Origin of the sequence: Pseudoxanthomonas sp. Root65, from assembly GCF_001427635.1 — a bacterium.
Taxonomy (GTDB): domain Bacteria; phylum Pseudomonadota; class Gammaproteobacteria; order Xanthomonadales; family Xanthomonadaceae; genus Pseudoxanthomonas_A.
In genome coordinates, this window is the sequence record NZ_LMHA01000002.1 from 725,740 (window position 1) to 751,813 (window position 26,074).

At 66.6% G+C, this 26,074-nt stretch carries 13 protein-coding genes and 1 pseudogene; 5 read left to right on the forward strand and 9 right to left on the reverse strand.

The genetic code is table 11. The features are described from left to right. Positions 1 to 502: 502 nt before the first annotated feature. From metH to ASD77_RS13975, 3 genes are read right to left on the reverse strand one after another with little or no spacing between them, the layout of a single operon-like run. Complete coding sequence (metH, locus tag ASD77_RS13965) at positions 503 to 3,271, reverse strand: methionine synthase (RefSeq protein ID WP_055942901.1); 2,769 nt, start codon at positions 3,269 to 3,271, stop codon at positions 503 to 505. After that, on the reverse strand, positions 3,268 to 4,362 hold the full coding sequence (locus ASD77_RS13970) for a homocysteine S-methyltransferase family protein (protein WP_055942904.1): 1,095 nt from the start codon (positions 4,360 to 4,362) through the stop codon (positions 3,268 to 3,270). Before ASD77_RS13970 ends, metH begins: the two co-directional genes overlap by 4 nt. Further along, the gene (locus tag ASD77_RS13975) at positions 4,359 to 5,288 is read right to left on the reverse strand and encodes an ArsR family transcriptional regulator (RefSeq protein ID WP_055942908.1); all 930 of its coding nucleotides are present in this window, start codon (positions 5,286 to 5,288) and stop codon (positions 4,359 to 4,361) included. The genes ASD77_RS13970 and ASD77_RS13975 overlap by 4 nt, the downstream gene beginning before the upstream one ends. A 125-nt stretch (positions 5,289 to 5,413) precedes the next feature. Between ASD77_RS13975 and ASD77_RS13980 the strand changes: the two genes are divergently transcribed. Together ASD77_RS13980 and ASD77_RS13985 are read left to right on the forward strand one after the other, a co-directional pair. Next, a complete protein-coding gene (locus ASD77_RS13980; RefSeq protein ID WP_055942911.1) occupies positions 5,414 to 6,562 on the forward strand; it encodes an acyl-CoA dehydrogenase family protein in 1,149 nt (382 codons plus the stop codon). 168 nt (positions 6,563 to 6,730) lie between these two features. After that, positions 6,731 to 8,611, forward strand: coding sequence for a DUF885 domain-containing protein (locus ASD77_RS13985; protein ID WP_055942914.1), 1,881 nt, complete (start codon positions 6,731 to 6,733; stop codon positions 8,609 to 8,611). A gap of 65 nt (positions 8,612 to 8,676) precedes the next feature. Here the strand turns inward: ASD77_RS13985 and ASD77_RS13990 are convergent, their stop codons facing one another. Next, the gene (locus tag ASD77_RS13990) at positions 8,677 to 9,579 is read right to left on the reverse strand and encodes an SDR family oxidoreductase (RefSeq protein WP_055942917.1); all 903 of its coding nucleotides are present in this window, start codon (positions 9,577 to 9,579) and stop codon (positions 8,677 to 8,679) included. Positions 9,580 to 9,706: 127 nt separating this feature from the next. Between ASD77_RS13990 and ASD77_RS13995 the strand changes: the two genes are divergently transcribed. Further along, on the forward strand, positions 9,707 to 10,090 hold the full coding sequence (locus tag ASD77_RS13995; RefSeq protein ID WP_055942921.1) for a helix-turn-helix domain-containing protein: 384 nt from the start codon (positions 9,707 to 9,709) through the stop codon (positions 10,088 to 10,090). Positions 10,091 to 10,269: 179 nt separating this feature from the next. Here ASD77_RS13995 and ASD77_RS14000 read toward each other — a convergent pair whose 3' ends face one another. From ASD77_RS14000 to ASD77_RS14020, 5 genes and pseudogenes are all read right to left on the reverse strand, one after another. Then, a complete protein-coding gene (locus ASD77_RS14000; protein WP_055942924.1) occupies positions 10,270 to 13,452 on the reverse strand; it encodes an efflux RND transporter permease subunit in 3,183 nt (1,060 codons plus the stop codon). Positions 13,453 to 13,464: 12 nt separating this feature from the next. Then, positions 13,465 to 14,661 (reverse strand): efflux RND transporter periplasmic adaptor subunit, encoded by a 1,197-nt coding sequence (locus ASD77_RS14005; protein WP_082563310.1) that lies wholly within the window; start codon positions 14,659 to 14,661, stop codon positions 13,465 to 13,467. Between the two features lie 250 nt (positions 14,662 to 14,911). Further along, the gene (locus tag ASD77_RS14010) at positions 14,912 to 18,079 is read right to left on the reverse strand and encodes an efflux RND transporter permease subunit (protein ID WP_055942930.1); all 3,168 of its coding nucleotides are present in this window, start codon (positions 18,077 to 18,079) and stop codon (positions 14,912 to 14,914) included. Between the two features lie 15 nt (positions 18,080 to 18,094). After that, positions 18,095 to 19,276 carry an efflux RND transporter periplasmic adaptor subunit gene (locus ASD77_RS14015; RefSeq protein ID WP_055942934.1) on the reverse strand — a complete coding sequence of 394 codons (1,182 nt, stop codon included), beginning with the start codon at positions 19,274 to 19,276 and terminating at the stop codon, positions 18,095 to 18,097. A gap of 107 nt (positions 19,277 to 19,383) precedes the next feature. Continuing rightward, a pseudogene (locus tag ASD77_RS14020) lies at positions 19,384 to 19,986 on the reverse strand (TetR/AcrR family transcriptional regulator); the annotation flags it as partial. A 310-nt stretch (positions 19,987 to 20,296) separates the two neighbouring features. Here ASD77_RS14020 and ASD77_RS14025 point away from each other — a divergent pair. Continuing rightward, positions 20,297 to 25,369, forward strand: coding sequence for an NAD-glutamate dehydrogenase domain-containing protein (locus tag ASD77_RS14025; protein WP_082563312.1), 5,073 nt, complete (start codon positions 20,297 to 20,299; stop codon positions 25,367 to 25,369). Between the two features lie 95 nt (positions 25,370 to 25,464). Continuing rightward, positions 25,465 to 26,070, forward strand: coding sequence for a hypothetical protein (locus tag ASD77_RS14030; protein WP_055942937.1), 606 nt, complete (start codon positions 25,465 to 25,467; stop codon positions 26,068 to 26,070). Positions 26,071 to 26,074: the final 4 nt, after the last annotated feature.

Genomic DNA, 26,074 nt, shown 5'->3' on the forward strand with positions numbered 1-26,074 from the left:
AGGGGTGTTTGTCCTGCCCGTGATCCCGTCATTCCAGCGGAAGCTGGAATCCATTGCGCATGCGGGCCGCGGCATCTCGTAAGAGCAGGATGGGTCCCAGCGTTCGCTGGACGACGGAGTGGTTGGCCTGCCTGTAGTCCAGTCATTCCAGCGAAAGCTGGAATCCATTGCGCATGCGGGCCGTCGCATCTCGTAAGAGCAAGATGGGTCCCAGCGTTCGCTGGGACGACGGAGTGGTTGGCCTGCCCGTAGTCCCGTCATTCCAGCGAAAGCTGGAATCCATTGCGCATGCGGGCCGCGGCATCTCGTAAGAGCAAGATGGGTCCCAGCGTTCGCTGGGACGACGGTGGGGTTGTCCACAATCCGGGACGGACTGGGATTGCGGCGGTTCGCCCTCACCCTTGCCCTCTCCCGGCGGGAGAGAGGGGGAGTAGGTGCCATGCGGGTTCGGCCTCGGGAGGCACGCTGGCGGCCGCGTCACCAAGGTGCTCGGTGAGCTTTCTTATTCGGGGTCGTAGTCCAGATTCGATGCCAGCCAGCGCTCGACCTGGGCCAGTTCCACGCCCTTGCGTTTGGCGTAGTCGGCCGCCTGTTCCTTCGATACGCGGCCGACCACGAAGTACTGGCTCTGCGGATGGCTGAAGTAATAGCCGGACACCGCCGCGGTCGGCAGCATCGCGAAACTTTCCGTCAGCGACATGCCGGCGTTGTGTCCGGCATCGAGCAGGCGGAACAGCGTGCCTTTCTCGCTGTGCTCGGGGCAGGCCGGGTAACCCGGGGCAGGTCGGATGCCGACATACTTCTCGGCAATCAAGGCCTCGTTGTCCAGCGACTCGTCGGACACGTAACCCCAGAACTCCTTGCGCACGCGCTGGTGCAGGCGTTCGGCCAGCGCCTCCGCCAGCCGGTCGGCCAGCGCCTTGAGCAGGATGGCGTTGTAGTCGTCGTGGTCGGCCTCGAAGCGCGCCACATGCGCGTCGATGCCGATGCCGGCGGTGACCGCGAACATGCCGATCCAGTCCTGCTTGCCGAAGTCCCTGGGCGCGATGAAGTCGGCCAGGCAGAAATCCGGCCGGTCGGCGGGCTTGTCGACCTGCTGGCGCAGGAAGTGCAGGCGGGTTGCGCCGCCTGCTCCGCTCGCGGGGAAGGAGGGAGGTGGGGTCTGAGCCGCCGCGTGGCCCCCATCCCAGCCTTCCCCCGCAAGCGGGTGAAGGGGCTGGATCTCGACGTCGTCGCCGAAGCTGTTCGCCGGCCACAGGCCGAACACCGCCTTCGCCGTCAGCCACTTCTCCGACACGATGCGATCCAGCATCGCGCGTGCGTCGCGGTACAGCTCGCTGGCCTGCGTGCCCACCACCTCGTCGGTCAGGATCGCAGGGTACTTGCCTGCGAGTTCCCAGGCCTGGAAGAACGGGGTCCAGTCGATGAAGTCGATCAGTTCCGCCAGCGGATAGTCGTCGAAGACATGCAGGCCCGGCTGCTTCGGCACCGGTGGCGTGTAGTGGTCCCAACCGCCGTCGAATTTCTGCCCGCGCGCCTTCTCCAGGGACACCAGGCGCTTGGCGTCGCCGCGGTTGCGGTGGCGTTCGCGGATCTCGGCGTAGTCGGCGTCGTTGGCAGCGACGAAGGCCGCGCGCATGTCGCGCGAGATCAACGATTGCGCCACGCCGACCGCACGCGACGCATCCTTCACCCAGACCGTCGGCGCGTTGTAGTGCGGATCGATCTTCAGCGCGGTGTGCGCACGCGAGGTCGTTGCGCCACCGATCAGCAAAGGCATCTCGAACCCCTGTCGCTGCATCTCGCGGGCGACATGGGTCATTTCCTCCAGCGACGGCGTGATCAGGCCGGACAGGCCGATCAGGTCGGCGTTCTCGGCGCGGGCGGTGTCCAGGATCTTCTGCGTGGGCACCATCACGCCCAGGTCCACCACGTCGAAGTTGTTGCAGGCCAGCACCACGCCGACGATGTTCTTGCCGATGTCGTGCACGTCGCCCTTGACCGTGGCCATGATGATCTTGCCGTTCGACTTGGCGACATCGCCGGTACGCAGCTTCTCTTCCTCGATGAACGGCAGCAGGTAGGCCACGGCCTTCTTCATCACGCGGGCGGATTTGACCACCTGCGGCAGGAACATCTTGCCAGCGCCGAACAGGTCGCCGACGACGTTCATGCCATCCATCAGCGGCCCTTCGATCACGTCCAAGGGACGCACGGCCTGCTGCCGCGCTTCCTCGGTGTCCTGGTCGACGAAGGCGTCGATGCCGTGCACCAGCGCATGCGCCAGGCGCTCCCGCACCGGCTTGTCGCGCCAGGCCAAATTCTCGACCTGCGCCTCGCCCTTCCTGCCCTTGTAGCGGTCCGCGATCTCCAGCAGCCGCTCGGTCGAATCCTTGCGCCGGTTGAGGATCACGTCCTCCACGCGCTCGCGGAGTTCGGCGTCCAGGTCGTCGTAGACCGGCAGGCCGCCGGCATTGACGATGCCCATGTCCATGCCGGCCTGGATGGCGTGGTACAGGAACACGGAATGGATCGCCGCGCGCACCGGCTCGTTGCCGCGGAACGAGAACGAGACGTTCGATACGCCGCCGGACACGTGGCAGTGGGGCAGGGTCCGCTTGATGATGCGGGTCGCTTCGATGAAGTCGACGGCGTAGTTGTCGTGCTCCTCGATGCCGGTGGCCACGGCGAAGATGTTGGGATCGAAGATGATGTCTTCCGGCGGGAAGCCGACCTCTTCGGTCAGGATGCGGTAGGCACGCGTACAGATCTCGACCTTGCGCGCACAGGTGTCGGCCTGGCCCGTCTCGTCGAAGGCCATGACCACGGCGGCGGCGCCGTAGCGCAGCACCTTGCGGGCCTGCTCGATGAAGGCGGCTTCGCCTTCCTTCAGCGAGATCGAGTTGACCACGCCCTTGCCCTGCAGGCATTTCAGGCCGGCCTCGATCACGCTCCACTTCGACGAATCGACCATCACCGGAATGCGGGCGATGTCGGGTTCGGAGGCGATCAGGTTGAGGAAGCGGTCCATCGCCTTCTCGGAATCGATCAGGCCCTCGTCCATGTTGACGTCGAGGATCTGCGCGCCGTTGGCGACCTGCTGGCGGGCGACGTCGACCGCTTCCTCGTAGCGTTCTTCCTTGATCAGCTTGCGGAACTGAGCACTGCCGGTGACGTTGGTGCGTTCGCCGACATTGACGAACAGCAGGTCCGGCGTGATGACCAGCGGTTCCAGGCCGGACAGGCGGGTGTGGCGGATGCGCGGGCTCATGCGGCCTGTTCCAGGCCGTCGGCAGGCAGGCGGCGCGGCGGGATTCCCGCCACGGCCTCGGCGATGGCCTTGATGTGCGCCGGCGTCGTGCCACAGCATCCGCCCACGAGATTGAGCAGGCCGGACTGCGCGAACTCCTTCAGCGTGGCGGCCATTTCTTCGGGCGTCTCGTCGTACTCGCCGAACGCATTGGGCAGCCCGGCGTTGGGGTGCGCGCTGACGTAGGCGTAGGCCACGGTGGCCAGCGTTTCGACGTGTTCGCGCAGGTCCTTGGCGCCCAGCGCGCAGTTCAGGCCGATCGAAAGTGGACGGCCATGCGCTACCGAGGCGTAGAAGGCTTCCGCCGTCTGCCCGGACAGCGTGCGGCCCGAGGCATCGGTGATGGTGCCGGAGATCATCACCGGCAGCCGGCCACCCCGCGCGTCGAACACCTCCTCGATCGCATACAGCGCCGCCTTGGCGTTGAGCGTGTCGAAGATGGTCTCCACCATCAGCGTGTCGGCACCGCCGTCGATCAGGCCTTCGATGGCCTCGCGATACGTGGCGCGTAGCTCGTCGAAGTTGGTGTTGCGGAAACCCGGGTCGTTGACGTCGGGACTGATGGATGCGGTGCGGCTGGTCGGTCCCAGCACGCCGATCACGAAGCGGGGCTTGTCGGGCGTGGACGCCTCGACGGCATCGCAGCACTGGCGCGCGACCTGCGCACCGGCCTTGTTCAGTTCGTAGACCAAGTGTTCGAGGTGGTAGTCGGCCTGGCTGATCGACGTCGCATTGAACGTATTGGTCTCGATCAGGTCGGCGCCGGCTTCGAGATACGCCGCGTGCACCTCGGCGATCACCTCCGGCTTGGTCAGCAGCAGCAGGTCGTTGTTGCCCTTGAGGTCATGGTCGCAACCGGGACCGTGCGTATGCGTATGCGGGTGCTGGGCATCGCAGCCGTCGGCGAAACGTTGCCCACGGTAGTCGGCCTCCTGCAGGCCGTGGCGCTGGATCATGGTGCCCATCGCGCCGTCGATGATCAGGATGCGGTGTTCCAGGGCTTGCGCGAGCAGGTCGGCGCGCCGAGGGTTCAGCCAGGGCAGTGACTTCATGGCTTGGTGGCGGTGAGGGAAATGACTTCGAAATGAGGAGGACGGCGCTCGCGGGTGACGGTCTCGGCGTTGGCGATGTCCAGCCCGGCCTTCTCGGCGAACCTGCGAAGTTCCTTCTCGGTGAAGCCGAGGTTGACGTGGCCGTAGGCTTCGACGGCTGACCTGTGCTCATGCTTGCCAAGGCTGCTCAGCAACAGGCGACCACCCTTGCGCAGCACGCGTGCGGCTTCGGCGACGGCCTGTGCCGGTTTGCTGGCATAGGTCAGCGCGTGCATCAGTACGACCAGGTCGAAGCTGCCGTCCTTGAAGGGCAGTGCGTGCATGTCGCCCTCTCGGACTTCCACGTTGGGGAAACGCCGCAGGCGCTCGCCGGCGGCGGCGACCACGCGCGTGCTGGTGTCGATGCAGACGTAGCGCTTGGCATGCGGCGAGAGCAGTTCGGCCAGCACGCCGTCGCCGGAGGCGATGTCCAGCACGTCGCCGGTCTCGAGCAGGGGCAGCGCGGTACGGGCCAGCGCTTCCCAGGTGCGGCCGGGCGAGTAGTGGCGTTCCATGTCGCCTGCCACGCTGTCGGCCCAGTTCTGGTCGGCGGCACGGTTCGCCAGCACCGCGGTGATGCGTTCGGCGTCCTGCCGCAGCAGCGGATCGTCGCTGCCGTCGCGCAGGCTGCGCCACAGTTCGCGCTGCACGCTGTCCAGGTTGTCCTCGTCGAACCGGTAGTACGCCGACACCCCTGCGCGGCGGTCGCGGGCCAGGCCTGCCTCCTTGAGCTTGGCCAGATGGGTGGAGACGCGCGGCTGCGCCAGCTGGGTAATCGCCGACAGCTCGGCGACGGTGAGCTCCTCGCGCGCCAGCAGCGCCAGCAGGCGCACGCGGGTGGCGTCGGCGAACACCTTGAGCCGGGTAGACCAGGCCTCCAGATCCATAAATATCTCCATATCGCGATATAGAGATATTTTGACGGCGGGCCGGGTCACGGTCAACCCGCGGCATACGCCCGCGCATGGTCGCGGGTTACAATTGGTATCTAACACATGGTCGAGGGATACCCGTGGATTTCGCATTCACCGAAGAGCAGTTGATGATCCAGGACGTTGCGCGCCGGATCGCCCAGGAGAAGATCGGACCCAGTGCCGAGCATCACGACAGGACCGGTGAGTTTCCGCTGGACAACATCCGTCTGCTGGGCGAGAACGGGCTGATGGGCATCGAGGTGCCGGCCGAGTACGGCGGCGCTGGCATGGACCCGATCGCCTACGTGCTGGCGATGATCGAGATCGCCGCCGCCGATGCCGCGCACTCCACCATCGTGTCGGTCAACAACTCGCTGTTCTGCAACGGCATCCTGACGTTCGGCAGCGAAGACCAGAAGCAGACCTACGTACGCGCCATCGCCGAGGGACGCGAGATCGGCGCCTTCGCGCTGACCGAGCCGCAATCCGGCTCCGATGCCACCGCGATGCGCTGCCGCGCCGTGAAGCAGGCCGACGGCAGCTTCGTCATCAACGGCAAGAAGAGCTGGATCACCTCGGGCCCGGTGGCCAAATACATCGTGCTGTTCGCGATGAGCGAGCCGGACAAGGGCGCGCGCGGCATCACCGCCTTCATGATCGACACCGAAAAGGCCGGCTTCCATCGCGGCAAGACCGAGCCGAAGCTGGGCATCCGTGCCTCGGCCACCTGCGAGATCGAGTTCACCGACTACGTGGCCGCTGCGGAGGATGTGCTGGGCAAGGAAGGCGAAGGCTTCAAGATCGCCATGAGCGTGCTGGATGCCGGCCGCATCGGCATCGCCTCGCAGGCCATCGGTATTGCGCGCGCCGCCTACGAGGCGACGATCGCCTACGTGAAGGAGCGCAAGGCCTTCGGCGCGCCGATCGGCACGTTCCAGATGACCCAGGCCAAGATCGCCGACATGAAGTGCAAGCTGGACGCGGCCACGCTGCTGACCCTGCGCGCCGCATGGGTGAAGGGCCAGGGCCAGCGTTTCAGCAACGAAGCCGCCATCGCCAAGCTGACGGCATCGGAAGCGGCCATGTGGATCACCCACCAGGCGCTGCAGATCCACGGCGGCATGGGCTACTCGAAGGAAATGCCGATCGAGCGGTACTTCCGCGACGCCAAGATCACCGAGATCTACGAGGGCACCAGTGAGATCCAGCGACTGGTGATCGCGCGCAACGAGACCGGACTGCGCTGAGTACCGCAGCCATCGGGCTCCAACAGAACGCCGCCGCAAGGCGGCGTTCTCCGTTCCGGGACTTCGGTTGTCCCGACCCCCGTCTTTCGTCATGGGACCACCGGCGCGGGGTCCGCTAGAGTGGCCCGATGCGGGGGTCTGTCCCCCGTTTTCCTCCTGGAGACCCCGATGCGCAAAACCCTGATCGTCTGTGCCCTCACGCTGGCCCTGGCTGCCTGCGACAAGGGCAATGCCCCTGCGGCCGGCGCGGCCGCCGATGCGGCCACCCCGGTGGCGTCCGCTGCCGACATCGCTGCCGAGAGCAAGCGTCTGAACGAGTGGTTCGAGAAGAAGTACGAAGAGCAACTGAAGTTCAGCCCGATCCAGCTGACCTTCCAGGGCCGCAAGGACCTGTACGACCAGGTCGACGACATGTCCGAGCAAGCGCAGCGCGACCAGGTCGCCTGGCAGAAGTCCAGCGTCGAGGAGATGGAGAAGTCCTTCGACTACGCCAAGCTCGACGACGAGACCAAGTTCTCCTACGACCTGTGGAAGCTGCAGTACGAGAACGCGCGCGATGGCCTGCCGTTCCTGCTGGACGGCTACGCGTTCGATCAGATGAACGGTGCGCAGGGTTTCTGGCCGACCTTCCTGATCAGCTTCCACAAGGTCGAGGAAGAGTCCGACTACACCGCCTACGTCGCCCGCCTCAAGGCCACCCAGCGTGCGTTCGACCAGCTGCTCGAACGCGCGCGCGCATCGGCGGCACAGGGTGTGCGTCCGCCGAAGTTCGCCTACGAGGGCGTCATCGACCAGGCGAAGAAGGTCGTCGCCGGTGCGCCGTTCTCGGCAGGCGAGGATTCGGCGATCTGGGCCGACGCCCAGGCCAAGGCCGATGCGCTGGTCAAGGCCGGCAAGATTGACGCCGCCCGCGCCACCGCGTTGAAGGACGAGGCGCGCAAGGCGCTGCTCGAACAGTTCAAGCCGGCCTACGACGGCGTGATCGCGTGGAGCGAGGAAGAGCTGCCGAAGGCCGCCGTCAACGCCACCGGCGTGGGCACGACCCACAAGAACGGCAAGGCGTACTACGAGTACCAGCTGCGGCAGATGACCACCACCGGCATGAGCGCCGAGGAGATCCACGCGCTGGGCCTGAAGGAAGTCGAGCGCATCAAGGGCGAGATGACCGCGCTGAAGGACAAGGTCGGCTTCCAGGGCGACCTGGATGCGTTCTTCACCTTCATCGACACCGACAAGCAGTTCAAGTATCCCAACACCGACGCCGGCCGCCAGGCCTACATCGACGACGCCACCCGTGCCATCGACAATATCAAGAAGGTGCTGCCGGAGTATTTCGGCCTGCTGCCCAAGGCCGACCTGGTGGTCAAGCGCGTGGAACCGTTCCGCGAGCAGGACGGTGCCGCGCAGCATTACTTCCCCGGTACGCCGGATGGCGCGCGGCCGGGCGTGTACTACGCGCACCTGTCCGACATGAACGCCATGCCGAAGCCGGAGCTTGAGGTCATCGCGTACCACGAGGGCCTGCCGGGGCACCACATGCAGATCTCGATCGCGCAGGAGCTGACCGGCGTGCCGAAGTTCCGTACGCAGTACGGCGTGACCGCCTATGCGGAAGGCTGGGGCCTGTATTCGGAGTGGCTGGCCAAGGAAATGCCGGGCACCTACCAGGATCCGTATTCCGAATTCGGTCGCCTGAGCTCGGAAATGTGGCGCGCGATCCGCCTGGTGGTGGATACCGGCCTGCATGCCAAGGGCTGGACGGAAGAGCAGGCGGTGGAGTACTTCGACGCCAACAGTGCGGTGCCGCGTGCGGCGATCGAGTCCGAGATCAAGCGCTACCTGATCATGCCGGGCCAGGCGACGGCCTACAAGATCGGCATGATCAAGATCCAGGAACTGCGCAAGAAGGCCGAGACCGAACTGGGCGACAAGTTCGACATCAAGGGTTTCCACGACACCGTGCTGGGTGGCGGTGCGCTGCCGCTGACCCTGCTGGAGCGTCGCGTAGACCAGTGGATCGCGAAGCAGAAGGCGGCCAAGCCGGCCTGATCGCTCGGTCCCGTCCAGGCGTCACCGAGAACCCCGGCTTCGTGCCGGGGTTCTTCTTTTCCGGCTCAGTGCGCCTTGGTCAGCAGGTCGAGGTTCGCCGGCAGCCACGCATCCAGCGTGGTCGGCGACCGGCCGGTGAGCTGGCGATAGTCGTCCGTGACCTCGCCGAGATCACCGTCGGCGGTCGCGGCATCGAAGGAGGCGAACACCTCGGCCAGGACGGGGGGAAAGCCATGCGCGCGCAAGCCTTCGATGTGCTGCTCGGGCGTGATGTCGACGACGGACAGCGGTTTTCCCGTCAATGCGGCGACGCGGGCGGCCATGTCGCGGGCAGCGTACGCCTGCGTCCCGGTGAGGGTGAGGACACGGTTCGCCGTGTCGCCGGAGGCCAGCGCATGAGCGGCGGCGAGGGCCAGATCGTCGCGCGCGATATAGGCAATGCGGCCTTCGCCCGCCGCGGTCGCCCATGCACCGGACGCCAGCGCACCGGGCAAGGCATAGGCGAGGTTCTCGAAGTACCAGGCGTTGCGCAGCACAGTCCACGTGAGCGGCGACGCGGACAGTGCCTGTTCGGTGCCCCAGTGGTCCGGCGCGAAGGAAACATGCGAGGTATCGGCGGACGGCAGTGAGGTATAGACCACATGCTTTACGCCGGCACCGACCGCGGCCTGCACGGCGGCGCGATGCTGGGCCAGACGCTTGCCCGGTTCCATCAGGGCATCCGTGCTGACCAGCAGCAGGCGATCGGCGCCCGCAAACGCGGCGGCGAGCGTGCCGGGCTGGTCGAAGTCGGCGGCGCGCACGGTCACGCCGCGCGCGGCGAGGTCGGCCAGTCCTTTGGGGGACCGGCTGGTCACGATCAGGCGCTCGGCGGGAATCTTCAGCGTGTCCAGCAGGTGGCGGACGACGGCGCCGCCAAGCTGCCCGGAGGCGCCGGTGACCAGCAGGGTGGGGGTGGGCGTGTTCATGCGGACTCCTGGTTTGATAACGGAAAGGTCATTGGTTACGCTATGGTAGTAATGGCTTTCGCGCCCACAAGCAGGGAGCCTGAAGTAACCCGGTTACCGCGCGGTAACCATGCACTGGATGTCGCCCATGACCCTGCACCGCCAATCGCTGATCCTCACCGAGAACTGCCCGATCCGCGACGTGCTGGACCGGTTGGGCGACCGCTGGACCGTGCTGGTGTTGCACGAGCTGGCCGGTGGCACGCTGCGCTTCACCGAGGTGCGCAAGCGCATCGCCGATATCTCGCCACGGATGCTGGCGCAGACGCTGCGTCGCCTCGAACAGGATGGGCTGGTGCGGCGCGAGGTGTTCCCGACGGTACCGCCGCGTGTGGATTACGCGCTGACGCCGCTGGGAACCTCGTTCTTCGAGCGCATAGAGATGCTCGCCCAATGGGCTTCCGACCACCACGACGAAGTGCGCGCGGCGCGTCAGGCGTATGTCGCGCCGGCGGCCAATGCACCGCTCTGAGACTTGGGCGTGCACGCGCGACGTGCTTCACGGGATGCTGTCGAGGTGATGCCTGGAACGACAAGCGCAATCCCGAGCGTGAGGGTCACCAAGCTCGGGCTGGCGTAGTCCTGCATTCGCCGCAAAAAGAAACCCCGGCGATGCCGGGGTTTCTCGCTTTGCAAACGTGCCGCTGCCGGTCAGTGACCGGTGGCCGGCTCCGGCGGCAGTCCATCGCCGTCGTCCTGCGGTGCGTGCTCGCTGTCGCGGTCATGCGCATGGTCGCGCGCCAGGTACAGGTAGAACGCCGGTAACACGAACAGGGTGAACAGCGTGCCGATGGTCATGCCCGAGGCGATCACCACGCCCATCGAGAAGCGCGAGGCGGCACCCGGGCCGCTGGCGATCAACAGCGGGATCATCGCGAACACCAGCGCGGCGGTGGTCATCAGCACCGGACGCAGGCGGATGGCGGCAGCCTGTTCGATCGCCTCGCGCTTGGACAGGCCCTGCTCGGACTGCAGCTTGTTGGCGAACTCCACGATCAGGATGCCGTGCTTGGAAATCACGCCGACCAGCGTCACCAGGCCCACCTGCGTGTAGATGTTGATGCTCATGCCGGGAAAGGCTTCGATCTGCATGAAGCCGAGGATGCCGCTGAGGATCGCCAGTACGTTGACCGTCAACAGCGCGCCGCTGATGGCCATCGGCACCGTCAGCAGCATGATCAGTGCATCGCGGAAGCTCTCGAACTGCGCCGCCAGCACCAGGAAGATCACGATCAGCGCGAGCGCGAGCGTGACCAGCATCGCCGCGCCTTCCTGCTTGAACTGGCGCGACTCGCCGGCGTAATCCACCGAATAGCCCTGCGGCAGCACCTCCTTCGCCGCCTGGTCGAGGATCGCCAGCGCCTCGCCCTTGCTCACGCCGGGGCGGGGGGCGAAGGTGATCGACACCGCATTGAGCTGCTGGAAGCGCTTCAGCGACTGCGGCTGTGCGCTCTCCTTCAGCGTCACCAGCGTCGACAGCGGGATCAGCTCGCCGTCGCGGGTGCGGGTGTAGTAGTTCTCCAGGTCGCTGGCATTGAGGCGGTCGCTGCGCTGCACCTGCGGAATCACCAGGTACGAGCGGTTCTGCATCGCGAAGCGGTTGGTGTAGCCGCCGGACAGCATGGCCGCCATGTCGGCCGCCAGCGTACGCATGTCGATGCCGAGGCTGGCCGCCTTTTCGCGGTCGATGTTGACCTCGATGCGCGGCTTGTCGATCTTCAGGTCCTTGTCCAGGAAGATGAAGCGCTTGCTCTCCATCGCCTTCACCAGGATTTCGTCGGCGAGGTCGGCCAGCTGGCTCAGCTCGCCCACGCCGCCGATGATGAACTCGCCACCACCGCCGTCGCCGCCCGCGCTGGGCAGCGAAGGGGGCACCAGCGCGAAGATGTTCAGGCCGCTGACCTGGCTCATCTTCGGCTGCAGTTCCTGCTGCAGCACCGCGTTGGTCGAGCGCTCGCGCTCGCTCCAGGGCTTCAGCACGAAACCGGCCATCGCCATCGGACTGGCGCCGCCGCCGCTGCCGCCGAAGCCGCCGTTGAACAGGAAGTAGTCCTGCACTTCCGGCACGCCCTTGGCGATGGAGGTGACCTCTTCGGTGTAGCGCTCCACGTAGTCCAGGGTGGAGTAGGGGTCGGCGCTGGCGACGGAGAAGATGAAGCCTTCGTCCTCCAGCGGCGCCGGCTCCTTCGGTGCCGTCATGTACAGGAAGGCGCACGAGACCAGCACCAGGATGCCGAACACGCCGACCACCGACTTGGTCTCCATCGTGCCGTGCAGGCGGCGCTGGTAACCGGCATTGAGCTTCTCGAAGCGCTCGTCCAACCACTTTTCCAGCTTGCCCTTGCCGCCTTCACTGTGCGGCTTGAGGATCTTGGCGCACATCATCGGGGTCAACGTCAGCGCGATCACGCCCGACAGCAGCACCGAGCCGGCCAGGGTGAACGCGAACTCCGTGAACAGCACGCCGGTCAGGCCGCCCTGGAAGCCGATGGGCAGGTAGACCGCCACCAGCGTGGTAGTCATCGCGACGACCGGCCAGGCAAGCTCGCGCGCGCCCTTGATCGCCGCGTCGTACGGCGACATGCCTTCTTCGATGTGGCGGTGGATGTTCTCCAGCACGATGATCGCGTCGTCCACCACGATGCCGATGGCCAGTACCATCGCGAGCAGCGTCAGCAGGTTGATCGTGAAACCCATCAGCAGCATCAGGAACAGCGCGCCCACCAGCGACAGCGGTACCGTCACCGCCGGGATCAGCACACTGCGCAGCGACCCCAGGAACAGGAAGATCACCACGATCACGATGATGACCGCCTCGACGATGGTGCTGACCACCTCGTCGATGGCGTCCTGGATCTGCTCGGTGCTGTCGTAGGGGATGGTGGCCTTGATGCCTTCCGGCAGCTGCGGGACGATCTCGCCATCCCACAGCGCACGCACGTCCTTGATGACGTCCAGCGAATTCGCGTCCGGGGACACGAAGATGCCCATGAACGTGGCGGCCTCGCCGTTGATACGGACCGAGGTGCCGTAACTCTCCGAACCGAGCTGCACGTCGGCTACGTCACCGAGCCGCACGATGGCGCCGTTCTGCTCGCGGATGATCAGCTGGCGGAATTCGTCGGCATTGCGCAGGTCGGTGCGCGCGGTCATGTCGATGGCGACCATCTGGCCCTTGGTCGAACCCACCGCCGCCAGCACGTTGTTGGACGACAGGGCGGTCGACACGTCGCTGGCGGTGACCTGCAGCGCGGTCATGCGGTCCGGCTTCAACCACACGCGCATGGCGAAGGTGCCCGCGCCCAGGATGTCGGCGCGCTGCACGCCGGACACCGTCACCAGCTTGGGCTGCACCACGCGGGTCAGGTAGTCGGTGATCTGGTTGTTGTCGAGCGTCTCGCTGGCGAAGGACACGTACATCGCCGCGATCTGCTGGCCTTGCTGCAGGTCGATCACCGGGTCCTCGGACTCCGGCGGCAGCTGGCCGCGCATCTTGTTGACCTTGGCGGCGATCTGGGTGAGCGCTTCGTTCGGGTCCTGATCCAGCTTGATGTAGGCCTGGATGATGCTCACGCCAGCCGAACTGGTCGAGCTGAGGTACTCGATGCCTTCGGCGCTGGCGACCTCACGCTCCAGCGGCGTGGTGATGAAGCCCTGGATCAGGTCCGCGTCCGCGCCGTAGTAGGTGGTGCTGATGTTGACCACGGCGTTGCGCAGCTCGGGGTACTGCCGCACGTTCAACTCGGTGAACGAGCGCAGGCCGAACAGCAGGATGAACAGGCTGACGACGATAGCCAGCACCGGCTTGTTGATGAAGATGTCGGTGAATTTCATGCCGGCGCTCCGTCAACGGTTTTCGGGCGTGGGCTGGGCATCGGTCACCGGCGGCACCTTGTTGTTGATCACCACTTCCGCATCATTGCGCAGCTTGAGCAGGCCGGTGGTCGCCACGCGCTCGCCGGGCTTGAGGCCCTCGACGACCGCGATCAGGTCGCCGCGGGTGGCGCCGGTCGTGACGAAGCGTTGGCGCACGATCAGCTTCTTGCCGGTCAGCGGCTTGCCCTGCATGTCCCTCTCGCCTTCGGCACGCGGTACTTCCTGGATCACGTACACCGCGTTGCCATAGGGGTTGAAGCTGATCGCCGTCTGCGGCACCACCACCACCTTGCGCGCGTCGCCAGTGTCGAAGCCGACGTGGGCGAACGCGCCCGGACGCAGGTTGTACTCGCCGTTGGCCAGCGTGGCCTGCACCTTGAAGTTGCGCGTGGCCGGGTCGATTTGCGGCTCCACCGCGGTGACCTCGCCCTCGAACACCTGGCCGGGGAGGGCGTCGACGGTGGCGCGGATCTTCGCCCCCGGCAGTACCTGGCCCACGCGCTGCTCGGGCAGGGTGAAGTCCAGATAGATCGGGTCCAGCGCCTGCAGGCTGACGATGGCGTCGCCGGGGTTGAGGTACTGGCCCAGGTTGACCTTGCGGATGCCCAGCACGCCGTCGAACGGCGCGCGGATGGTCTTCTGCGCGATCAGGGCGCGCTGCGCCTCGACCTGCGCCAGCGAAGTCGCCGCCACCGTGGCGCGCTCCTCGGCCTCGGCCTGAGAAACCAGCTTGTCGCGCGCCAGCGCCTGCCAGCGGTCGCGCTGGACAGCGGCGAGCTTGGCGGAGGCTTCCAGCGACTTCAGCACCGCCAGTTCGTTGGCGGTATTGAGCTGGGCCAGCACGGTGCCGGCCTTGACCGGCTTGCCGACATCGATCGACAGGCTGCGCACCACACCGCCGGCCTCGGTGGTGACGTCGGTGCCGTTGATGGCCACGAACGTACCCACGGCCTGCTGCGCGTCGATCCATTCCTCCTGCTTCGCCGTCCAGTCCGTCACGGTGGCGGCCGGCTGCGGCATGGTGTCGAAGAAGTCGTTCATGCCCTTGCTCATGATCGCCTTGACGGCGAACACGCCGCCGAAGATCACCACCACGGCAATCAGCATCAGGATCATCCGGCGGGTGGCGGAGGGCGTTTTCCTTGCGGTCGGGTCTTTCCGTGTCATGGGGCGTCTTCGGCAGGTCGGGGGATATCGTCAGGTCGACGAACGGGGTGGGGCGTGATCGACAGGATCAATCGGCGGATTATCACGAATTGAGACGGCCGCAAGAAGTGCATGACGGCATCAGCCCTGGCGCGGACAGCCGGCCCGTGTCCGTACGCCTGGTTGCGGACACCGGATGCACCGGGATGTCCGCGGCCGGTGCATACGAAAAGCCCCGGCGATGCCGGGGCTTTTGCGAGAGGGGCGGCGCTCAGCGCGAGGCCGGCCTCTCCTGTTCCAGCAGGTATTCCTTCGAAGGCTCGTCCATCTTGTCGCCCAGCACGCGTCGCACGGCCACGAAGAACACCGGGATCAGCAGCAGGCCAAGGAAGGTGGCGAAGAACATGCCGCCGATGACACCGGTGCCGATCGCGTGGCGGGCATTGGCGCCGGCGCCGGTCGAGATGGCCATCGGCAGCACGCCCATGATGAAGGCGAACGAGGTCATCAGGATCGGGCGGAAGCGCAGGTGCGAGGCGGTGATGACCGCGTCGCGCAGCGTCTTGCCCTGCTTGCGCTCCATCACCGCGAACTCGACGATCAGGATCGCGTTCTTCGCCGCCAGGCCGATGATGGTGATCAGGCCGATCTTGAAGAACAGGTCGTTCGACAGGCCCGGCCGCAGCATGGTGAAGAGCACGGCGCCCAGCGCACCCAGCGGCACCACCAGCAGCACCGCCACCGGGATCGACCAGCTTTCGTACAGCGCGGCCAGGCACAGGAACACCACCACGATCGACAGCACCATCAGCAGCGTGGCGCTGTTGCCGGCCAGGATCTCCTGGTACGACATGCCGCTCCAGTCGTAGCCGAAGCCTTGCGGCAGCTGCTCGGTGACGATGTTCTCCATCGTCGTCATCGCCTGGCCGGATGAGCTGCCCGGTGCCGCCGAACCGTTGATGTTGACCGCCGAATAGCCGTTGTAGCGCGACAGCGATGGCGGCACCGACGACCACGACGACTGCACCACGTTGGACAGCGGGATCATGGCGCGGCCGCCGCTCGCATCGGCCTGCTGGCTGCTCGGCGAGTAGATCCGCGCCAGCGACTCGGCGCCGGTGCGGTACGGCGCGTCGGCGCGCATGTTGACGCGCTTGATGCGGCCTTCGTAGAAGAAGTCGTTGACGTACACCGGCGCCAGCATCAGCTGGATGCCGTTGTAGATGTCGCTCAGTGACATGCCCATCGACTGCGCCTGCACGCGGTCCACGTGCAGCTGCAGCTGTGGCGCGTTCTCCAGCGTGTTCGGGCGTACGCCCATCAGGCTCTGGTCCTGCGAGGCGGCGCCCAGCAGCTGGTTGCGTGCCGCCATCAGGGCTTCTTCACCCAGACCCGCGCGGTCCTGCAGCCACATGTCGAAGCCGCCGAACTGGCCCAGGCCCTGGATCGTGGGCAGGTTGACCACGAAGATCTGCGCGCCCTTGATGCCGTAGAAACGCTGGTTGGCCTGCTGGATGAACTCCGGCACGGTGACGTCGCGCTCGTCCCAGGGCTTGAGGCGGATGAAGGCCATGCCGACGTTCTCGCCGCGGCCCAGGAAGCTGAAGCCTGCCACTTCCATGACGCCGTCGAAGCCGTCCATCTGCTGGAGGGTGCCGCGTACCTGGTTGAACACCTGCTTGGTCTTCTGCAGCGTGTTGCCGGGCGGCAGCTGCACGATAGCCAGCGCGTAGCCCTGATCTTCTTCCGGCACGAAGCTGCTCGGAAGGCGGGTGAACAGGAAGCCCGCCAGCACGGTGAGCAGCGCGAACACGACCATCCAGCGCGGCGCGTGCTTGATGGCCGAGCCGATGTGGCCCACGTAGGTCTTCTCGATCTTGCCGTAGTACTTCTCGAACGTGCGGAAGACGATGTTCTTCTTCTCGTGGCTGTCGTGCTCGTGCTGCTTGAGGAACGTGGCACACAGTGCCGGGGTGAAGCCCAGCGCCAGGAAGGCCGAGAACGCCATCGAGATGGCGATGGTCAGGGCGAACTGCTTGTAGATTTCGCCCGACGCGCCACCCTGCAGCGCGGACGGAATGAACACCGCCGCCAGCACCACGGTGATCGCGATGACCGCACCGGTGATCTGGCCCATCGCCTTGATGGTCGCCTCGCGCGGCGGCAGCTTCTCTTCGGCCATGATGCGTTCGACGTTCTCGATCACCACGATCGCGTCGTCGACCACGATGCCGATGGCCAGCACCAGTGCGAACATGGTCAGCTGGTTGATGGTGAAGCCGATCAGGCTCAGGCCCCAGAACGTGCCCAGCAGCGCTACCGGGATTACCAGCGTGGGGATGATGGTGGCGCGGAAGTTCTGCAGGAACACCAGCATCACCAGGAATACCAGGATCACCGCCTCGATCAGCGTCTTGACCACTTCCTCGATCGAGATCTTGACGAATGTGGTGGTGTCGTACGGCGAGAACCAGCTGACGCCCTGGGGGAAGCTGGGTGCCAGTTCGTCCATCTTGGCGCGCACGGCGTCGGCCACGTTCAGTGCGTTGGCACCCGGCAGCAGCTGGATGGCGAAGGCGCCGACCGGCTTGCCGTTGAACTGGGTGTCGAAGCCGAAGTTCTGCGCCCCGAACTCCACCCGCGCCACATCCTTCAGGCGCACGGTCGAGCCGTCGTTGTTGGCGCGCAGGATGATCTGCTCGAACTGCTCGGGCGAGGTGAAGCGGCCTTCCGCCGAGACCGTGGCGGTGAACGCCTGGCCGTCGGGGGCGGGATCGGAGCCGACCGAACCGGCGGCGAACTGCACGTTCTGCGCGCGCACCGCCGTCAGCACCTCGGTGGCCGACAGGTTGTAGCCCTGCAGCTTGCCCGGGTCCAGCCACAGGTTCATGGCGTACTCGGAACCGAAGTGCTGGGTGCTGCCGACGCCCGGCACGCGCGAGATCTGGTCCAGCACGCGCGAGGCGACGATGTCGTTCAGGCGGTTGCGGTCGATGCTCGGGTTGTCGGACTGCAGGCCCACCACCATCAGGAAGCCGGCGTTCGCCTTGGCCACTACCACACCCTGCGCAGTGACCTCGCTGGGCAGGCGGGGCGTGGCCAGCGAGACCTTGTTCTGCACCTGTACCTGCGCGATGTCCGCATCGGTGCCGGTCTGGAACGTCAGAGTGATCGAGGCCTGGCCTGCCGAGCTGGAACTGGAACTGAAATACAGCAGGTTGTCGATGCCGGTGAGCTGCTGCTCGATGACCTGGGTGACGGAGCGCTCGGTGGTCTCGGCACTGGCGCCGGGATAGGTCGCGCTGACCGTGACCTGCGGCGGCGCGATCGAGGGATAGGACTCGACGCCGAGGTTGAGGATCGCGATCACGCCGGCGAGCGAGATCAGGATCGACACGACCCAGGCGAAGATCGGGTGGTTGATGAAGAACTTGGGCATGGGGGCGGGTCCTTCTTACTCGGCCTTGCCGGCCGCCGGCGCGGGCTTGGCCTGCGCAGCCTTCGCCGCGGCCGCCTGTGCGGCCGTCACGCCCTTGGCCGGCGCGCCTTCCTTGACCTTCTGCAGGCCTTCGACGATGACCTGGTCGCCGGTGGTCAGGCCGTCGGTGACCAGCCAGTTGGCGCCGATGGCCTGCTGGGCGGTGATGTTCTTGCGTGCGACATTGCCGTCCTTGCCGATCACCATCGCGTACGCGCTGGCGGTATCGCGCTGCACCGCACCCTGCGGGATCAGGAACGCGCCCTTCTGTTCGCCCAGCGTGGCGCGCAGGGTGACGAACGTACCCGGCAGCAGCGTGCGGTCGGGGTTCGGCACGGTGGCGCGCAGCGACACGCTGCCCGTGGCCGGATCGACGACGGTGTCGGAGAAGTCCAGCGTGCCGGTCTGGTCGATGGCCTCGCCGTTGGGCAGCAGCACCTGCACCGTGCGCTGGCCGTCGCCCGCGAGCTGCACCTTGCCGTCGCCCTGGGCCTGGCGCAGGGTCTGCAGCTCGCTGGAGCTCATCGAGAAATTCGCGTACAGCGAGTCGATCTGGTCGATGGTGGTGAGCAGCGTGGCGTCGCCCTGGCCGACCAGCGCGCCCTCGGTGACCTGCTGCTTGCCGGCACGCCCGGAGATCGGTGCGGTGACCGAGGCGTAGCCCAGGTTGATGCGGGCGGTCTGGACGTTGGCGCGGGCCTGCTGCACGGCGGCGGCGGCGCTGCGCTCGGCGGCTTCGGCATTGTCCAGGTCGGACCGGGAAACGAACCGCTGCGGCGCCAGCTGGCGCGCGCGATCCGCCGCGACTTTCGCATTCGCGTACGTCGCCTGGGCCGATGCCAGGGTGGCCTGCGCCGCGCTCAGCGACGCCTGCAGCGGTGCCGGATCGATCAGGAACAGCACCTGGCCTTCCTTCACGTCGCTGCCTTCCTGGTACACGCGCTTCTGTACGACACCGGCGACGCGGGCGCGCACGTCCGAGCTGCGGTACGGCGACAGGCGGCCTACCAGGTCGCGCTGCAAGGGCACGTCCTGCGGCGTGGCGCTCACCACCACCACTTCGGGCGGCGGCATCTGCTGCGGTTCGGGCTTGCTGCAGGCGGCCAGGATCGCCAGCAGGGCACTGGCAAGGACGAGGGAGCGGACGGGGGAGGTCATGGGGAAACTCCGTTTCTTGTTCTTTTGGACGCGGGAAGGGAATGCGATGGGCGGATGCGCCGTCCGGCAGGGACGTCGGGACGCGCGGAATCGAGTGTGTCGGGGACCGGCGAGAATGCGCGCAGGAAGGTGTCGATCGAGAACTCGGCCCAGCGGCGGCGCGCACGGTCGCCTGCACGGTGGGGCACACCGAAACGCTGCCGGTCGAAGTCCATTCCCACGATCATGCTGAGCAGCAGCTCCGCGGCGTAGTGCGGATCGTCATGCCTCAGCTGGCCCTGGTCCATCGCATGCTGCAGCCAGGTGGCGAGGCGCTGGACGAGAGTATCGCAGGCTTGCCGGTAGAGGTCGCGCGCTTCATCGGGAAATTGGTGCGCTTCGGCCGTCATCAGGCGGCTGGTCGCCACGATGGCAGGATCGCACAGGTGCCGGAGGTGTTGCGTGGCGAAGGCCAGCAGCGCGGTGCGCGGATCTTCGGCCGTCGGCGAAAGGCGCGCGGTGGCCAGGTCCTGGTGTTCGGCGATCACGCTGCGCAGCAGTTCCTGCTTGCTGCCGAAGTGGGCGTACAGCGTCTGCTTGGAACAGCCCGCGCGCGCCGCAACGCTGTCCATGCTGATGCGGAAACCCTGTTCGGCCATGAGCTCGCGCACCGCCTGGTGGACGCGGGCGCGACGCAGGTCGGGCGCGGAAGGGGTGGGGGAGGCTCGCATCGGACTGGACTATACCGTCCAGTTTAGAATTTTGACAGGCTTGAAAACACGGCGTTTCCGTGCACAAAGCGGGTGTCGGCACTTGTAAACAACGCGTGACGAGGTCGCCCGATCTTCCGTGCGCTGCCGAATGTTGGGGCCGTTCTCGTCGATCCGCCGAGTGGCATGCAGCGTGTCACTCCGCTCGGCGCGCGCTAGACAATCACCCGCACGATGGCAAGCGATGCCAATGCCGCCACGCAGCAAGTTTTGTCATGGCGTCGGGAGATACAATGACCATTCGACTACCAATTGTTGAGTCACTTCCTGCATGAACGCTGCGCGCAGCCCGAAAAAAGCCTCCAAGAAAACGTCCAAACCGGAAGCCGGCAAGGCCACCACCTCGGTGAGCCCTAAGGCGACACCCACCCGAAAGGTGGCTGTCCGACCGGACAAGGCGGCGAAGGCCGCGGGGGAGAAAGGCAGGCAGGTGGCGAAGACCGGTGAGGCGTTCTCGCTGTCGCCCATCCTCGATGCGATCCGCAAGCGCGTATCCGGTTCCGCCGCGCAGGCCGAGGCGCGCAGCTTCGCCGACGCGTTCTACAAGCGCATGGAAGAAGACGAATATCCGCACCACAGCGCCGACGGCTGGGCCGCGATCGCCGCCGACACGCTGGCGTTCGCGCGCAGCCGCAAGCCCGGCACCGCCAACGTGCGCATCTTCAACGCATCGCTGAAGTCGCACGGCTGGGAATCCCCGCACACCGTGCTGCAGATCATCAACGACGACATGCCGTTCCTGGTCGACTCGGTCAGCATGGCGCTGGCGGAGATGGGCGTGGGCGTGCATGTGCTGGGCCACCCGCTGGTGCGCTTCACCCGCGACAAGTCGGGCAAGGTCACCGCGGTGGGCGAGGGCAAGCACGAGTCGCTGATGCTGCTGGAGATCGACCGCCTGCCGCCGGAAGAGATGGCGCAGGTCGAGAAGCGAATCCGCAACGTGCTGGAGGAAGTCCGCGCCATCGTGCGCGACTGGTCGAGCATGCGCGAGAAGATGCTGGCGCTGGCCGACGACATGGCGACCCGCCGCATGCCGGTGGACGACGACGGCCGCCGCGAGGCGCAGGAGTTCCTGCGCTGGGCCGCCGCCGACCACTTCACCTTCTTCGGTTACCGCGAATACCGCGTCGAGAAGCGCACCGGCATCCTCGCCGCCGTCGAGGACAGCGGCCTGGGCCTGCTGCGCGAGGGCGACACCACGCCGCCGCGCAACATCAAGACGCTGGCCGCGCACTACCTGCCGCAGGGTGGCTCGGTGGATGCGCTGATCCTCACCAAGACCAACCGCCGCTCCACCGTGCATCGCCCGGGCAACATGGACTACATCGGCGTGCTGGAGTTCGACGCGCAGGGCAACCCGATCGCCGAACAGCGCTTCATCGGCCTGTACACCTCCAGCGCCTACAACCGCCGCCCGTGGGAAATCCCGCTGGTGCGCGAGCGCCACGAGTACGTGATGCAGAAGTCCGGCCTGTCGCCGAGCGGCCACAGCGGCAAGGCGCTGCGCCACATCCTGGAGACGCTGCCGCGCGAGGAGCTGTTCCAGTCCAGCGACGAGGAACTGTTCCGCACCTCGATGGGCATCCTGGGCCTGCAGGAGCGCGTGCGCAGCAAGCTGTTCCTGCGCCGCGACCGCTACGGCCGGTTCTATTCCGCGCTGGTCTACATCCCGCGCGAACGCTTCAACACCGACGTGCGCCTGCGCATCGAGTCGCTGCTGAAGGACGCCATGCGCGGCGAGTACGTCGACAGCAGTGTGCTGCTGGGCGAGTCGCCGCTGGCGCAGCTGCACATCACCATCCGCCCGAAGGCCGGTGAACAGGTCGACGTGGACACCTCCGCGCTGGAAGGCGACATCGCCCACCTGCTGCGCAACTGGCAGGACGACCTGCGCGAAACCCTGATCGGCCGCCATGGCGAATCCAAGGGTCTGCTGCTGGCCGGGGGTTACGGACGTGCGCTGCCGGCCGGCTACATCGAAGTCGTCTCGCCGGAGGGTGCCGCGCGCGATGTCGAACATCTCGCCTCGCTGTCCGGCGCCAACGACCTGCGCCTGAGCCTGCACGAGTCGCGCCGCAAGCGTCCCGGCCAGGGCCGGCTGCGCCTGAACCTGTACCGGCAGGAAACCGACATCCCGCTGTCCGACGCGCTGCCGCTGATGGAGAACATGGGCCTGCGCGTGATCTCCGAGCATCCGTTCCGGCTGGAGACCGCACAGGGTGCGCGCTACATCCAGGAGTTCGAAGTCGAAGCGGTGAGCGGTGCGTTCGATGTGGAACGCCTGGCGCCCGCGTTCGAGGACGCGTTCGCCCGCGTCTGGCATGGCGACGCCGAGAACGATGGCTTCAACCGGTTGGTGCTCGGCGCCGGCCTGGCCTGGCGCCAGGTCGCCGTGCTGCGTGGTTACTGCAAGTACCTGCTGCAGACCGGCGTGCCGTTCTCGCAGAGCTATGTCGAGGAAACCCTCAACCGCTACCCGTTGCTTGCCCGCCTGCTGGTGGAACTGTTCGAGGCCCGCTTCGATCCGGCGACCGGCAGCGAGAGCAAGGCGCAGGTCAAGGAAGGCCAGGAGCGCTTCGCCGCGCAGCTCAAGCCGTTGGCAGGGAACGACGAGGCGGCGCAGAAGACCTTGGCCAGGCTGGTCGAGGCGCGCGGCGGCAAGCGCGAGCAGCAGGTCGATGCGGCGCACCAGTCGCTGCTGAAGCTGATGGATCGGGTGTCCAGCCTCGACGAGGACCGCATCCTGCGCGGCTTCATGGGCGCGATCGAAGCCACGCTGCGTACCAGCTTCTACCAGGTCGGCAAGGACGGGAAGCCGGCGCACACGATCAGCTTCAAGTTCGATTCGGCCAAGGTGCCTGACCTGCCCAAGCCGCGTCCGTACCGCGAGATCTTCGTGTACGGCCCGCGCGTGGAAGGCGTGCACCTGCGCTTCGGTCCGGTGGCCCGTGGCGGCCTGCGCTGGTCCGACCGCCGCGAGGATTTCCGCACCGAGGTGCTGGGCCTGGTGAAGGCGCAGATGGTGAAGAACACCGTCATCGTGCCGGTCGGCGCGAAGGGTGGCTTCTTCGTCAAGCGTCCGCCGGTGGGCGGCGACCGCGACGCGGTGCTGGCCGAAGGCATCGCCTGCTACAAGCTGTTCATCCAGGGCCTGCTGGACATCACCGACAACATCGTCGGCAACAGGATCGTGCCGCCGGTCGACGTGGTGCGCCACGACCAGGACGACCCGTACCTGGTCGTCGCCGCCGACAAGGGCACGGCGACGTTCTCCGATATCGCCAATGGGCTGGCCATCGCGCACGGCTTCTGGATGGGCGACGCGTTCGCCTCCGGTGGTTCCGTCGGCTACGACCACAAGGGCATGGGCATCACCGCGCGTGGCGCATGGGAGTCGGTCAAGCGCCACTTCCGCGCGATGAACCGCGACAGCCAGACCGAGGACTTCACCTGTGTCGGCATCGGCGATATGTCGGGCGACGTGTTCGGCAACGGCATGCTGCTGTCCGAGCACATCCGCCTGCTGGCCGCGTTCGACCACCGCCACATCTTCCTGGACCCGAATCCGGATGCGGCGAAGTCGTTCAAGGAACGCGACCGCATGTTCAAGGTCCCGCGCTCCAGTTGGGCCGATTACGACGCCAGGCTGATCTCGAAGGGCGGCGGCATCCATCCGCGCAGCGCCAAGTCCATCGAGATCACGCCGGAAGTGCGCGCCGCGCTCGGCATCGCCGACGGCGTCAAGGCGATGACGCCCAACGAACTGATGAGCGCCATCCTGAAGGCGCCGGTCGACCTGCTGTGGAACGGCGGCATCGGCACCTACGTCAAGGCGGCCAGCGAGACGCACGCCGATGTCGGCGACCGCGCCAACAACGGTCTGCGCGTCGACGGCCGCGAGCTGCGCTGCAAGGTGGTGGGCGAGGGCGGCAACCTGGGCCTGACCCAGCTGGGGCGCATCGAAGCCGCGCAGCATGGCGTGCTGCTCAACACCGACTTCATCGACAACTCCGCCGGCGTGGACACCTCCGACCACGAGGTGAACATCAAGATCCTGCTCAACGGCGTGGTGCAGGCGAAGAAGCTGTCGATGGACGCCCGCAACAAGCTGCTGGCCGACATGACCGGCGAAGTCGCCGAACTGGTGCTGTGGGACAACTACCGCCAGAACCAGGCCATCAGCCTGATGGAGCGGATGAGCGTGTCGCGCCTGGGCTCCAAGCAGCACTTCATCCAGACGCTGGAATCACAGGGCCTGCTGGACCGGCAGATCGAGTTCCTGCCGTCGGACGCGGAGCTGGCCGAGCGCAAGGCGCGCGGCCAGGGCCTGACCCGTCCGGAACTGTCGGTGCTGCTGTCGTACGCCAAGCTGGTCGCGTTCCAGCAGTTGCTGGAATCGGACATCCCCGAGGATCCGTACCTGTCCAAGGAGTTGCAGCGCTACTTCCCGCAACCGCTGCAGAAGAAGTACGCCTCGGAGATGGAGAAGCACCGCCTGAAGCGCGAAATCATCGCCACGGCCGTGACCAACACCACCATCAACCGCATGGGCGCCACCTTCCTGCTGCGCATGCAGGAAGACACGGGCCGCTCGCCGGCGGAAGTCGCCAAGGCCTTCACCATCACCCGCGAAACGCTGGATGCGCGGGCGCTGTGGAACCAGATCGATGCGCTGGACGGCAAGGTGCCGGAGTCGGTGCAGATCGACGCCCTGCAGGTGATCTGGCAGGTGCAGCGCAACTTCACCCGCTGGCTGCTGACCCGGCAGGGGCCGATCCCCGCGATCGCCACTGCGGTGGAGCGTTACCACGACGGCTTCAACGAGATCCGGGCTGCCGACGGCGTGCTGCCGGATTCGCTGCGGCCGGCGTACAACGCCAGCCTGCAGGCGTGGAAGGACAAGGGTCTGCCTGTGGCCCTGGCCGGCCAGATCGCGGCACTGCCGTACCTGGAGCCGTCCTGCGACATCATCGAACTGGCCCGTGCACGCAAGCTCAAGCCGGTCGAGGTGTCCAAGGTGCACTACCGGTTGGGCGAAGCGCTGCACCTCCCGTGGCTGCAGGACCAGATCGAAGCCCTGAAGGTGGATGGCCGCTGGCACGCGGTCGCCCGCGGCGTGCTGCGCGACGAACTCGCCGCCCACCAGCGTACGCTGGCCAACCAGGTGCTGTCGCTGCCCGGCGGCCATGCCGATGCCAAGGTCAAGGCCTGGCTCGGCCGCGACGACGCCGGTCTGCGCTTCACGCTCAACATGCTCAACGAGCTGGCCGCGCAGAAGACGCTGGACTACCCGACCGCGTCGGTGGCGGTGCAGCGGTTGGGGCAGCTGGCGTCGCAGGGCTGATGCACGGTGACGCGGCCGGTGCACGCCGGCCGCGATTACTGGCTAGAATCGGGGCGACCTGCGGGTCGCCCCTTTTCGTTTTGCGGAGACGTACCATGCGCACGATCGCGGGATGGCTGTTGTTGTCCTGGGTGCTGTCGGCGGGGGCGGCAGAGCCGCGGCGGCAAGTGGGGCAGGTGGCAGGACAGCCGGTCTACGCCGACCAGATCACCGGTGACAGTCCGCAGGCACGCGCGGACAGCGCGCGTTCGCTGTTCATGGCGCCGACCTTGCGTCGGTGGATACGCGACCATGCCGCGAGCGCGCGCCCGACGGAGTCGGAGAAGCAGCGCGCCGAGGCCGCGATAGCGGCGTACGCCGCGTGCAGTGGCAACGGCTACGCGCTGCCCGAGGATCCCGCCCTGAAGGAGGGAGTGCTCAGCATGCTGCTCGGGAACGTCAAGCTGCAGAAGCGCCTGCATGACGACTATGGCGGCGGTCGGCTGCTGTTCCAGCAGGCCGGCGTCGAGGCGTTCGATGCGACCCGCAAGATGCTGGAAGCGCGCGAAGCCGAAGGCGGATTCGCCATCAACGACCCCGACATCCGAGCGCTCGCTTACGACTACTGGACCCGTGACCACGGCGCCTTCATGATCACCGACCCTGACAGGATCGCGACCGCGCTCGATGTGACGTCATCGATGGCCCGCTGTCCCGCCTGATCGT